Source organism: Flavobacterium anhuiense (assembly GCF_050990855.1).
Classification (GTDB): domain Bacteria; phylum Bacteroidota; class Bacteroidia; order Flavobacteriales; family Flavobacteriaceae; genus Flavobacterium; species Flavobacterium anhuiense_C.
Genome location: NZ_CP158861.1, coordinates 1,756,855 through 1,770,250 on the forward strand (window position 1 = coordinate 1,756,855; position 13,396 = coordinate 1,770,250).

At 33.3% G+C, this 13,396-nt stretch carries 10 protein-coding genes and 2 tRNA genes; 8 read left to right on the plus strand and 4 right to left on the minus strand.

Going from position 1 to position 13,396, the window contains the following annotated elements; translation table 11 throughout:
- Positions 1–2: 2 nt before the first annotated feature.
- Both ABTV69_RS07885 and polA read right to left on the minus strand, forming a co-directional pair.
- On the minus strand, positions 3–1,121 hold the full coding sequence (locus ABTV69_RS07885; RefSeq protein ID WP_433835178.1) for a hypothetical protein: 1,119 nt from the start codon (positions 1,119–1,121) through the stop codon (positions 3–5).
- Between the two features lie 98 nt (positions 1,122–1,219).
- Positions 1,220–4,054, minus strand: coding sequence for a DNA polymerase I (gene polA, locus ABTV69_RS07890; RefSeq protein WP_433835180.1), 2,835 nt, complete (start codon positions 4,052–4,054; stop codon positions 1,220–1,222).
- Positions 4,055–4,357: 303 nt separating this feature from the next.
- Between polA and ABTV69_RS07895 the strand changes: the two genes are divergently transcribed.
- From ABTV69_RS07895 to ABTV69_RS07920, 6 genes are all read left to right on the plus strand, one after another.
- A complete protein-coding gene (locus ABTV69_RS07895) occupies positions 4,358–4,585 on the plus strand; it encodes a hypothetical protein (protein ID WP_433835182.1) in 228 nt (75 codons plus the stop codon).
- 187 nt (positions 4,586–4,772) lie between these two features.
- The gene (locus ABTV69_RS07900; protein WP_433835184.1) at positions 4,773–5,447 is read left to right on the plus strand and encodes a response regulator transcription factor; all 675 of its coding nucleotides are present in this window, start codon (positions 4,773–4,775) and stop codon (positions 5,445–5,447) included.
- Positions 5,448–5,457: 10 nt separating this feature from the next.
- Positions 5,458–6,786 carry a sensor histidine kinase gene (locus ABTV69_RS07905; RefSeq protein WP_433835186.1) on the plus strand — a complete coding sequence of 443 codons (1,329 nt, stop codon included), beginning with the start codon at positions 5,458–5,460 and terminating at the stop codon, positions 6,784–6,786.
- Between the two features lie 104 nt (positions 6,787–6,890).
- The gene (locus ABTV69_RS07910) at positions 6,891–7,079 is read left to right on the plus strand and encodes a hypothetical protein (protein ID WP_433835188.1); all 189 of its coding nucleotides are present in this window, start codon (positions 6,891–6,893) and stop codon (positions 7,077–7,079) included.
- Positions 7,080–7,241: 162 nt separating this feature from the next.
- Positions 7,242–8,477, plus strand: a complete 1,236-nt coding sequence (locus tag ABTV69_RS07915) for a metallophosphoesterase (RefSeq protein WP_433835190.1) — start codon at positions 7,242–7,244, stop codon at positions 8,475–8,477.
- A 73-nt stretch (positions 8,478–8,550) separates the two neighbouring features.
- Positions 8,551–8,853 (plus strand): thioredoxin family protein, encoded by a 303-nt coding sequence (locus ABTV69_RS07920; RefSeq protein WP_059117840.1) that lies wholly within the window; start codon positions 8,551–8,553, stop codon positions 8,851–8,853.
- Between the two features lie 23 nt (positions 8,854–8,876).
- Here ABTV69_RS07920 and ABTV69_RS07925 read toward each other — a convergent pair whose 3' ends face one another.
- Positions 8,877–9,518 (minus strand): polysaccharide deacetylase family protein, encoded by a 642-nt coding sequence (locus ABTV69_RS07925; protein ID WP_290965332.1) that lies wholly within the window; start codon positions 9,516–9,518, stop codon positions 8,877–8,879.
- 103 nt (positions 9,519–9,621) lie between these two features.
- Entirely contained in the window at positions 9,622–12,900 is a 3,279-nt protein-coding gene (locus tag ABTV69_RS07930) for a glycosyltransferase family 117 protein (protein ID WP_433835193.1), read from the minus strand.
- A 245-nt stretch (positions 12,901–13,145) separates the two neighbouring features.
- Between ABTV69_RS07930 and ABTV69_RS07935 the strand changes: the two genes are divergently transcribed.
- Together ABTV69_RS07935 and ABTV69_RS07940 are read left to right on the plus strand one after the other, a co-directional pair.
- Positions 13,146–13,216, plus strand: a tRNA-Gln gene (locus ABTV69_RS07935).
- A 109-nt stretch (positions 13,217–13,325) separates the two neighbouring features.
- Positions 13,326–13,396: transfer RNA gene (locus ABTV69_RS07940), tRNA-Gln, on the plus strand.

Genomic DNA, 13,396 nt, shown 5'->3' on the forward strand with positions numbered 1-13,396 from the left:
TTTTATTTAAGCTCATAAGGGAATTTTGGATTCTTATATTTTTTCAATTTCTCAAACGGGACGAGAAAAGATTCTTCACAATTCCTTGCTGCTCGGTAAAAGATAGGAGTAAATTCAATTCCTTTTTCTGTATAATTCCAAGATGGAAAATCCCAATATTCTTCATTAGTGTAATCGCAACCATCATCTTCATTTTTTGGCTTTTCAAAATGTTCCTGCGAATTAATTACAGCAAGTAATTTAGGCGCAAAATAATCACTTCGGTATTTAGAATAAGCATCAAAATTATTTTCGCTATCTCCAGTTACACTTTTGTCAAAAGCAAGAATATCATCAATTCCATATTGTTTTCCGTTGTTTAAATCTATCAAATAACCGCTGCTTCCAAAATCTGGATGCGCGCCTCCACAATACCAAGAATCAGAAATTTGAAAGCCTAATAAATTTGTGTTTAAATAATTTATTGTAGTGTTGCTTTCTATTCCCTGACCATTGCTATATTCAAAACTCGAAGAACAATTAAGCTGACTTAAAGTATTCTCGATATGAATTTGCTCTAAAATCGGATTAATCAAGCTTTTGTTTTTCTCAGAAAAATTAGCTCCTAATCTAAAGAAATCTGACGTACAATGTTTTTCAGAATACCAAACAAATTCTTTGTTGTTGTAAAGTGTAGTTTTCTGTTTTTTAAATTCGAGAAATTTATATTTTACCAAGTTTAGTTTTTCATCATCAAATCTAATTTTGATATTCGATTTGTAATTGTCAAAATTTATAGGTTCAAGATGAACGGCTAATTGTTTGTCTTTGGCGTCATACCAAAAGCCATTGAAATTACTGCCTGATTTTTTCAGATAAAATTTTTCGGTAATAGCATCTCCAGGTTTAAAATAGAAAGTATAAGTATTGCTGTCTGTTAATTTAGCTTCAAGTTTAATGTCTTTTAATGAATTCTTGTAGAAATAAATGGCACTTAAACTGGTTTCGTTATTTGATTTGTAAACCTGAAGCGTCATAAAAATGATGCTTTTGCCTAAAGTTCCTTCCAGGTAATAAGTTTTATTTTGGCAAAACATAATCGCTGAATAAAGTAGAAATAGGTGCAAAAAATATTTTTTCATTTTGCTTTCTTTTTAAATTTTAAAGATCTTTAAAGTAATTATAAATGTAAAAAAAGCCATTCAACTTGAATGGCTTTTGGAATATAATAATTTAATTTTTAGTGCGCTTCTAACCAATCTTTACCAAGACCAATTTCAACCTCTAAAGGAACCGACATTTTAAATGCATTTTCCATTTCGTGTTTGATCATAGGTTGGATTTTTTCGAGTTCATCGTTGTGAACATCGAACACAAGCTCATCATGTACTTGAAGCAACATTTTAGATTTCCAGTTTTCGTCACGAAGTTTTTTATGAATGTTGATCATCGCAATCTTAATTACATCGGCAGCACTTCCTTGAATTGGCGCATTTACGGCATTTCGTTCGGCAGCACTTCTTACAACAGCATTGGCAGAGTTAATATCTTTTAAATAACGGCGACGGCCTAAAATCGTCTGTACATAACCTTTTTCGCGAGCAAACTCAATTTGTTCTGAAATGTACGATTTAAGACGTGGATATGTTTTGTAGTAAGCATCTATCAAAGCGGCGCTTTCGCTTCTAGAAAGTGAAGTTTGATTACTCAAACCAAAAGCAGAAACACCGTAGATAATTCCGAAGTTTACAGTTTTGGCATTGCTTCTTTGTTCGCGAGAAACTTCTTCAAGCGCAACATCAAATACTTTTGCTGCGGTTGCTCTGTGAATATCTTCTCCGTTTTGGAAAGCCGCAATCATATTTTCTTCACCACTTAAAGCGGCAATAATTCGCAATTCAATTTGAGAGTAATCGGCAGAGATTAAAGTGTAATTTTCATCGCGCGCGACAAAAGCTTTACGAATCTGACGTCCTCTTTCGGTACGAATTGGAATATTCTGCAAGTTCGGATTATTAGAACTCAAACGACCAGTTGCCGCAACCGCCTGCATATAATCGGTATGAACGCGTAATGTCTTCTTGTCAACTTGTTCTGGTAAAGCCAAAATATAAGTACTTTGAAGTTTTACCATTTGGCGCCAGTCCAAAATATCTTTTACAATTGGGTTATCATTAGCCAAATAAGTCAAAACTTCTTCGCCGGTTGCATATTGGCCCGTTTTGGTTTTCTTTTGTTTTGCTCCGCCAATTTTAAGTTTTTCGAATAAAATATCTCCTAATTGCTTTGGAGAAGCTAGATTAAATTTCTCTCCAGCAGTTTCGTAGATTTTTTGTTCTAAAGATTTGATTTCGACATCCATTTCTGTTGACATTGCTTTTAAGAAATCAACATCTAAACGGATACCTTCCATTTCCATATCAGCCAAAACGCTTACTAACGGAATTTCGATGTCGTCAAATAACTTTTTAGTGCCCGTTTTGTCTAATTGTGTCGTAAAGATTTCTTTTAGCTGTAAAGTAACATCAGCATCTTCGGCAGCATATTCTTTAATATCTTCTAAAGGAACATCGCGCATATTCAGCTGATTTTTCCCTTTTTTACCAATTAAAGTTTCAATAGATTTTGGAGAATATTTTAAATACGTTTCTGCCAAAATATCCATATTATGACGCATATCTGGATTAATCAGATAATGTGCGATCATCGTATCAAACAGTTTTCCTTTTACAGTAACACCATAATTAGAAAGGATTTTTAAATCATATTTTAAGTTTTGTCCGATTTTTTCAATGTTTTCATTTTCAAAAAACGGAACAAATTTTTCAATTAAAGCTTTTGCTTCTTCTTGATTTTCCGGAAACGGAACATAAAAGGCTTTTCCTTTTTCGTAAGAGAAAGACATTCCGACCAATTCTGCATGCAGCGCATCAATTCCTGTTGTTTCGGTATCAAAACAGACTGCTGGCTGTTTTTGTAAATTTTGCAAAAGCAATTTAATTCCTAAATCGCCTTGAATAGTTTGGTACGAATGTTCTGTATTTTCTAAAGTACTATAAAAAGAAGTTCTTGCGTCTGTGTCTTCATCTGAGTCAGCACCTCCAAAAAGATCAAATTGGTCTTCGTTTTTAGCGGCAGCTTTTTTAGCAGGTTTAGCATTGGCATCTGGAGTTGCAGTCTGTGTTCCATCAGTTTTGAATAAATTGTCAAACTGCTCAGCCATTCTTCTGAATTCCAATTCTTGAAAAATAGCATCTGTTTTTTCAATATCTGGACGAGAAAGTTCGTAATCTTCTTCATTAAAAGTAACATCGCAATCTGTAATAATTGCTGCGAGTTTTTTAGAAAGAATACCTTTGTCTTTATTCGCTTCAATGTTTTCTTTCATTTTGCCTTTTAGTAAATGCGTATTTTCTAAAAGGTTTTCCATTGTTCCAAATTCTTTCAGGAACTTTTTAGCAGTTACTTCTCCAACACCTGGCAATCCTGGAATATTATCAATCGCGTCGCCCATCATTCCAAGAAAATCAATTACTTGTTCTGGTCTTTCAATTTCAAATTTTGCTAAAACTTCAGGAACACCCCAAATTTCGATTCCGTTACCCATACGGGCTGGTTTGTACATGAAAATATTTTCAGAAACCAATTGTGCAAAATCCTTATCTGGAGTTACCATAAAAACTTTGTAGTTCTGTTTTTCGGCTTGTTTTGCAATAGTTCCAATTAAGTCATCGGCCTCACAGCCTTCAAGCTCAATAATCGGAATATGCATGGCACGTAATAATTCCTGAATATACGGAACAGCAATTTTAATTGCTTCTGGTGTAGCATCACGGTTTGCTTTGTATTCAACAAACATTTCAGATCTTACATGACTTCCGCCTTTGTCGAAAGCTACTGCCAAATGATCTGGTTTTTCTCTTTTAATAACATCCAAAAGCGAGTTCATAAAACCCATAATTGCAGATGTATCCATTCCTTTTGAGTTGATTCTCGGGTTTTTTATAAAGGCATAATACCCGCGAAAAATTAGTGCATAAGCATCTAGAAGAAAAAGGCGTTTTTGAGTTGACATATTAAAAATATTAGTCTGTAAAAATAAACAATTGGCTTTTAAAAAACGATTTGGTTTCCGAAAATTAATTTTTTGAACCCTATAAGTTATATAAGTTCATTTTAGTACAGGCGCACTGCAGTGCGTCTAGATCTGTGTCGTTTAATTAAATGAAATTATATAACTTATATGGTTGAAAACAAGAGAAGAGTTAATATCAAGTTAAAATTTTTTATTCCGTGATTTCTTCATTTTGGCTTCATTTTGAGGAGGTAATTTTGATCTGTAAAATAAAAGGTTATTAATTCTTAAATCTTAGAAATCATGAGAAATTTATTAATGTTACTAGTGGCAGTTTTAGGAACAAGTGCAATGGTTCACGCATTTCCTGCAAAAGATGGAAAAGAAGCTCCAACTAAAGAAGTAAAAGCAACTAAACATCCTAAACACAAATCTGATAAAAAAGTAAAAACAGCAAAAACGGAAGCTGCTAAACCAGCTGCTATGAAATCAGAAGCTGCTAAACCAGAAACTGCAAAAGCAAAAAATTAAGTATTGCTCTCGTTTTGTTTTCGAAGCATTGTAACGAAGGCAAAACAGGAATAATGATTATGAGAATGCGATTGAAAAAGGCTGATGAAGAAATTTGTCGGCTTTTTTACATTCGTTAATTTTTTAATAATGCGCTACACAATTTTTGATAATTCACTAATTTTAATTGCGCTTAAAAGCTGAGTTTATGAATGTTTTAATTGTTGAAGATAATAAAGAACTGGCGGTAGAAGTGTATGACTTTTTATGCAACGCAGGTTACATTTGTAAAAGTGCAAATAATTGCGCCGATGCTCTAGAAGAATTTGGAAGTAATGATTATGATGTTATGCTTCTGGATCTTGGATTGCCAGACGGCGATGGTTTTGAAGTTTTGCAGGCAATTAGAAAAACAAAATCAAAAATCGCAGTAATCGTGCTTACTGCCAGAGGAGAATTGGATGACAGGATAAACGGACTTCATCTTGGAGCTGACGATTATCTGACTAAACCTTTTGCTTTGACAGAATTGGCAGCAAGAATATTTGCTGTAGTTCGTAGAATTCATGGATTTACTCTTAACAATTTAAGCATTCACGGTTTTTTACTGCAATTGCAAGATTACAGAGTGAGTTTTAGTGATCAGCCTATCAATCTTACCAAAAAAGAATTTGATATTTTTCAGTATTTAGTCTTAAATAAAAACCGAGTTATCACGAGATTGCAATTGACAGAGCATATTTGGGGAGATATTCTAGAAGTCAATTCAGATTCTAATTTTATAGATGTGCATGTTCGTAATCTCAGAAAAAAACTAGACAAGCATACCGCTATAGATTGGTTTGAAACTGTTCGAAATGTGGGCTATCGTATAAACGAATAAAACGATTCTCGTGAAAATAAAACACCAATTAGCCATTTTTAACGCATTAACCAGATTACTGGTCATTTTGATTTTATGGCTAATGCTTCCTATTTTGGTTGAAAATGTTGTGTATCATCATATCAATAACACTTTATTAGAAAAAAAGAAGAAGTTTATTGAGCATTTGAATAAAGAGGAAATAAATGATTTTATAGAAAATCCAGACGATTCAACCGATACTTTTTCTGAGTTTTCGACACTTCACAGTGAGTTTTTGGTGTTGTCTCGAGCAACTATAAAACCACATCAGAAAAAAACAACATTCAGTAACGAATATAGAAAAATTGAAGGAGAAGAAAGCGAGTATCGAATCTTGCAGCATCATTTTACCTACGAAGGGCAAGATTACCAGCTTGAGATAGGCAGTAGTTTAAGCGAGGTTAACGATTTGACTTTTGTAATTAAACTGTTTATTATAATTGTTTTTGTGGTCATTCTTTTCATGACCTTTTTGGCGGATACTTTTTATATTGAATATCTTTTAAAACCATTTTACAAAATTATCGATACCAAAATAAGGCGTGTAAACGAGCCAGAAACATTTGATCATACGCCGATAAAAGCGACTTCAAGAGACTTTAGAGAATTGGATTTTGTTCTCAATCAAATGATGGATCGAATTACTGAAGTTTTTAAAAAAGAAAAACAGTTTATTTCTAATGTTTCCCATGAACTTTTAACGCCAATAGCACTTCTTAAAAACAAGCTTGAAAACTTGTTGCAAAATGAATCTTTGGATGATCATGCGGTTGACAAAATTGCAGGTTCATTGAAGACCTTAGATATGCTGAAAAAAATCATTAATAATTTATTGCTGATTTCCAGGATAGATAATAATCAATACGAAGCAAATGAAGAAATCAATCTTCGAGAAATCGTTTCTGATTTGCAAGAAGATCTGCAGGACCGAATTGAGGATAGAGATATTCAGTTTACAAATGAAATGGAGAACGATTTTGTTTTTATAGGAAATAAAACCTTGGTTCATATTCTTATATATAATCTCGTAACGAATGCTATAAAATATAATAAGCCTAAAGGCGGAATAATTATAGAAGACGGTTTTACCAACGAATATTATTTTATTTCGGTAAAAGATTCAGGAATAGGAATGGATGAATCGCAGCTCGAGAAAATATTCAGCCGTTTTGCTAGAATCAGTTCAGACCAAGAAGGACAGGGGCTAGGGCTTGCCATTGCACAAAGTATTGCTTCTTTTCATCATATTCAAATCAAGGTTAAATCGGCTTTAAATCAAGGAACTACTTTTACATTATTGTTTGAAAAAGCCAATTAAAAGTTAAAATTTCCTGTAAGACTTTTTCTTCATTTTATCTTCATTTTGCGATTATATCTTTGACTTATAAATAATGAAAATAACAATCATAAAAATTTAAAGTCATGAAAAAATTAGCAATTTTAGCAGTAGCAGTTTTAGGAACATTTGCAATGGTAAACGCACAAACAACAACTCCAGCGCCAGCAAAAAAAGAAACAAAAACTGAAAAACACGATAAAAAAGCAGACAAAAAAGCTAAAGGTGAGAAAAAAGCAGAAGCTGCAAAACCAGAAGCTCCAAAAGCAAAATAAACGAGATTTTAAGTCTTAAGATTAAATAGTTTTAAAGGTTGGTAGGTTAAAGCTGAAGGAAGCCATTCTTTCAGCTTTTTTATTTTAACAGCGTTAAATTTTTTATAATAAAAAGAAATAGAATTTTCATTCTTTGTTACTTTGTTTAAAACTATAAATTAAATGATCTTTCGTTTTATAATATTATGCGCTCTTTTATTATTTATTGAGTTCTATTCTTATCAGGCTTTTCGAACATTAATTAAAACACGTTGGGTTTTGATTAGTTACCAAGTTATAAGCTTGCTGGTTTTAATCTTTATTATTTATTCTTTTTCGCAGGTTGACCGATCAGTTGGTCAAACTAGACAATTTATGTTTACTACAGGCTTGATGCTTACGGTGTATGTGCCAAAAATTGTGCTTACCTTAATCATGTTTGGCGAAGATATTATTAGAATAGGAGCTAGTATTCTGAATTATTTTGTTTACAATACGCCGCGAAAAGAAATGATGCCTGACAGAAGAAAATTTGTGAGCCAGATTGCTTTAGGATTGGCAGCGATTCCATTTCTGTCTATCATTTACGGGATTTTTGAAGGAAAATATAATTTCAAAGTAATCAAGCAAACTGTATTTTTTCCAGATCTTCCAGATGCTTTCGACGGATTTAAAATTACGCAGATTTCAGATGTTCATAGCGGAAGTTTTGACAATCCAGAGAAGATTAATTACGCAATTGATTTAATTAATGCACAGGAAGCCGATTTGATTTTGTTTACGGGAGATATTGTAAATACGCACGCTAAAGAAATGCATCCTTGGTTGGAAACATTCAATCGGATAAAAAATTATAAATATGGGAAGTTTGCTGTTTTAGGAAATCATGATTATGGAGAATATGTAGCATGGCCTTCTGAGAAAGAAAAAGATGAAAATTTTCAGCAAATTAAAAACTTGTACAGTCAAATTGGATTTAACTTGATGCTGAATGAACATACTTATATCCAAAAAGGCGATGATAAAATTGCTTTGATTGGTGTAGAAAATTGGGGTGTGAATTTTAAGAAAGCAGGCGATTTAAATAAAGCTTCTGAAAATGTGCATCAAGACGATTTTAAAATTTTAATGAGCCATGATCCAAGCCATTGGGAAGCGGAAATTAAAGACCATCCAAAGAATTTTCATCTGACATTTGCAGGCCATACACACGGTATGCAATTCGGAATTGAAATTCCAGGATATTTTAAATGGAGTTTGGCGCAATATATTTATAAACAGTGGGCAGGATTGTACGAAAACGTCGGAAGATACGTTTATGTTAACCGCGGGTTTGGTTTTCATGCTTATCCTGGACGAGTTGGAATTATGCCTGAAATAACAGTAATTGAACTAAAAAAAGGCCGTAATGTCGCTTAATTCGTTAAAAATGCTACATTTGTATAATATTTATTTCTTTTAAGAGATTTAAAAAACTTAAATTTTTGGTTTTATGTCAAAATTTGGAGAATTAATAAATGCTCAAGTTCCAGTGTTAATTGACTTTTACACAGATTGGAATGAATCTTCAGTTTCTATGCATCCTGTTATTAAGGACGTAGCTGCTGCGCTTGGCGATAAAGCCAAAGTAATCAAAATAGACGTAGATAAAAATCAGGAACTAGCAGAAGCACTTCGTATTAAAGGACTTCCAACTTTAATGATTTACAAAGAAGGACAAATGATCTGGAGGCAGTCTGGAGAGCTTGATGCCAATACTATAATCGGAATTGTTCAGGAACAATTTAGCGTTTAAAATAACTTCTTTTTTGATGTTATTTAATGTATAATGTCAAATTTATATCCATTTTCTTTTAAAAAATGCAGTGTTCTAGGCAAGGCAAATCTTAAGTTTGGAGAAGCCTTGATGCTGTCATGAAATACAATTACGCTACCTGATTTTACATTTTTTGTCACGTTTTCAAGACATTTTTCTGGCGTAATGCTTTGATCAAAATCTGCACTTAAAACATCCCACATTACAATTTTATAGCCTAAACTTCTAAGGATTTTGGACTGTGCTTTTTTGATTTTTCCGTAAGGAGGACGAAATAACAAACGGTGAGGAGCTTTTTCCTGTTCGTCCAAGATAGCAGCACAGTTTTGCACATTTTCGATGTATTCATTGGTATGACTTTTCCATCCATTAACATGGTTCATGGTATGGTTTCCTATAGAATGTCCGTCGGTAATTAGCTTTTCAAATAAAGCGAGGTTTGCTTTAATGTTTTTTCCAATGCAGAAGAAAGTTGCTTTTGCATCAAATTTTTTTAATTCAGATAAAACCCAGTCTGTAATTTCTGGAGTTGGGCCATCGTCAAAAGTGAGGTATATTTTCTTTTCGTTGTTAGGAATGTCCCAGCAATATTTAGAAAATACCTTTTTGATAAATGCGTTAGTTTTTACCCAATAGAAGCTCATGTTTGAATTAAAATTGTATTATATGTATAAAATTAAAAAATGCAGCGCTATTTATCAAACAGCGCTGCATTTTTTTAATAAGTAAGATTTTCGTATATTTTATTTATTCTTTTTCACGTCCAAAACGCTCAAAAACATTTACGTAAGTATTAAACGTAGTTTTATGCTGGTTGTAAAAAGCAGTGTCTTTATTTGCTTCCATTACGTGCAGCAAGCTTCTGTAGCGTTCAATATCAGTAATAATATCTACTGCAAGATCTGTTTGGTCACCAGGAGGCAATGTGCTGTAATAGTTTAAATTCTCTTTATATTTCTGAACCAATTTGTTTAAAAGATCTTGTGCTTTAGCTTTTTCTCCAACTTTATAATAACCATCGCCAAAAGCTTCAACTAAAGAATAATATCCAAATTTATCTAAAGGCATTTTGGTCATCGCTAAATTAATTACATTTTTAGCTTTGTCAATTTTACCTTCTTCAATAAGCTGGTTCATTAATCTAGAAAGATTTGTACGGTATGTGATGCTGTTTCTTCTAGTTTCAGGATCGTGATAGATATTTCCATCGCTGTTCCCCCAATCCCATTTCATTACGATATCGTACATTTTATCAGAATCGATTTGCCCCATATCTAATGGCCCTCCATCTTTAGAAGGAGCATTTTTAATTGGAACCAATTTGTAAACCATTCCGTCTAGTTGCAGATAATCTTTTAACCATAAATAATCTTCATCATCAAAAGCTCCACCGCTAAAGTAGATTGGTCTTTTCCAGTTGTTGTTTGCCAAGATATCAAGCATCATTAAACGGTTTTTATATAATGCGCTTCCTTTGATGTCAATATCTAAATAAGGAACAATAGAATCGTAGTATTTAGGGTTAACAACTTTATTTTGGATAATAAGATTTTTGTCTACGTTTACTCTAATCTTATTTGTCGGGTAGAAATGGATAGTTTGTCCGTTTTGCAATCCAACAGTCGATTTAGGGTTTTTAATGAAATCGATAAAATCTTTAATATTCCAACGAGTGTCAATTTTTTGAATATAAGCTGTATAGTCCAAATTATCTCCCACATATTGGCTGTGTACAAAAGAAATTGGTAACGGATTAGATTCATAAGATTTCGCTTTCATTTGATCGATGTACCAATCTGTCATAAATAAACTCGTATTTACGATCTTCACATCGGTTCTAAAGTGCTCAATTTCTTGGGCATACCAAAGCGGGAAGGTATCATTATCTCCAATCGTGAATAATATAGCATCTTTATCGCAAGAACTCAAATAAGCTTTTGCCATTGCAACTGCTGTGTATCTTCCTGATCTGTCGTGATCGTCCCAGTTTTGAGCGGCCATTAAAACAGGCGCGGCCAACAAACTTCCGGCTATAAGCACTGGTCCGGCAATTTTTGGAGCCAAGTATTTCTGCAGGCTTTCATAGAGCGAATAAACACCAAATCCGATCCAGATGGCAAAGACATAGAATGAACCAACAAGGGCATAATCTCTTTCACGTGGTTCAAAAGGCCTTTCGTTCAAATATATTTTTAGTGCAATTCCTGTAAATAAAAATAAAGCCAAAAGAACATAGAAACTCTTCAAATCTTTATTGGCGTGGTACATTATACCAATTAATCCTAAAATAAACGGAATGAAATAATAAGCATTACGTCCTTTATTATTCAATACATCAGTAGGCAAATTGTCTTGAGAGCCTAAGTGAACAGAATCTAAAGGTTTGATACCGCTAATCCAGTTTCCGTCCAGATTATCATATTTACCTTGAACATCATTTTGTCGTCCAACAAAATTCCACATTAAATATCTCCAGTACATGTATCCGAATTGATATTCGAACATAAAACTAAAATTGTCTGCTGTAGAAGGTTTTTCGATAAGTAAATATTCGCCGTAACTTCTTAAGAATTTTACATAGCCTTCGTTGTCAATTTGTTTTTGAGCATAAGCTTTTCTGAATTCAGAAACTGTTTTCTCAACTTCGTTACGCAATTGAGCTGTAGCTTTATTGTATTCATCCTCACTTAATTGGCTAGCGTCGATTCCGTATTTTGCCAAATCATCATCATAGTTGTAATTAGGATTGATTCTGAACTTCGGAGGATTTGTAAAGTTGATATAGTTTTGGATATGGCCAGTTTCCGTGCTCCACATTCTAGGCAAAATTGCTTTCTGGTTGTCGTCAGAATTTTGTTCTGCATTCTTATAATTATTGGTAATAATGTATTTACCTGTTTTGTAATCTCTCTCGTAGTTTGGTTTTTTATCTAAATAAGGGGTTTTAGCATCAAGACCAGCAAAAAGTTCCGTGTATTGAGGTCCATAAAACAAAGGATTCACGCCATATTGTTCACGATTGTAGTAAGCCAAAACCTCAGTAGCATCCGATGGTTTATTTTCGTTAATAACGGTATTGGCATTTGCACGAACAGGAAGCATTAACCAAGTTGAGAAACCAATCAAGATGAATAAAATGCACAATATAATAGTGTTGTAGAATATAAAACCTTTTTGTTTGGTGTATTTTAGTCCAAAATAGAAAAAGGCGATAAATAGTAATGCTACAAAGATAGTTCCTGAGTTGAATGGAAGTCCCATGCTGTTTACCATGAAAATTTCGGTTTTTCCGAAAAATGCCATCGTAAGAGGTAGCAATAATTTGAAAATGAACAATAAAATTCCAATAACTACAATGTTAGCAATAATGAAATTTTTGATTGTAACTTTTTCGTAGTGTTTGAAATAGTATAAGAATCCAATAGATGGAATAGTTAAAAGAGCCATGAAGTGAACTCCAAACGAAAGACCAACAACCAACGAAATAATTAAAAGCCATTTGTTTCCTTTTGGTTTATCCATGTCTTGTTCCCAACGTAAACCAAGCCAAAAAAGCAATGCAATTAATAAAGAGGCCATTGCATAAACTTCGGCTTCTACTGCATTAAACCAAAAACTATCAGAAAATGTGTAAGCTAAAGCACCTACAAAAGAACTTCCTAAAATAACAATTGAGTTGTTTTGGTCGATTTCTGTAAAACGACCTACGATTTTTTTCAAAATCATAGACGATGACCAGAACATAAATAATATGGTAAATGCACTAGAGAAAACAGACATCATGTTAACCATTACTGCTACATGCTGAGCATCTATTGCAAACATGGCAAAAAATGCACCCATCATCTGGAAAAGCGGAGCTCCCGGTGGGTGGCCTACTTCAAGTTTGGCTGCGGTAGCAATATATTCTCCGCAATCCCAAAAGCTCATTGTAGGTTCAACTGTTAATGTATAAGTTATTAAAGCGATTGCAAATGCAAACCAACCAATAATTGTATTCCATTTATTGAAATTGAATTGTGCCATATTTAGGTGTTAAAAATTTGAATGTTTTTCTATCCTACAAAGAAAATGTTTTTTTATGTAAAGAAACGAGCATTAACAAAAAATTCTATAAAACTATGCCTAGATGGCAATGTGTTGTTTATGAGGAGATTCTGTTGCTGTTGGGAGTTTTGGACTAAAAAAAATTGAAAAAAACGAATTTTTTTGCTCAAAAAGTTTGGATAAACTAAATAAAGACTTAAATTTGCACTCGCTAATAGCACTGCTGGTCTATGGTGTAATGGTAACACTACGGTTTTTGGTGCCGTCTTTCTAGGTTCGAGTCCTAGTAGACCAACAGAAAAGTCTCTCAGAAATGAGAGACTTTTTTTTATTTAAAAAAGTTTCGATTAAAATTTGCATAAATTAAATAAAGTTTTAATTTTGCACCCGCTTAACCGCACTGCTGGTCTATGGTGTAATGGTAACACTACGGTTTTTGGTGCCGTCTTTCTAGGTTCGAGTCCTAGTAGACCAA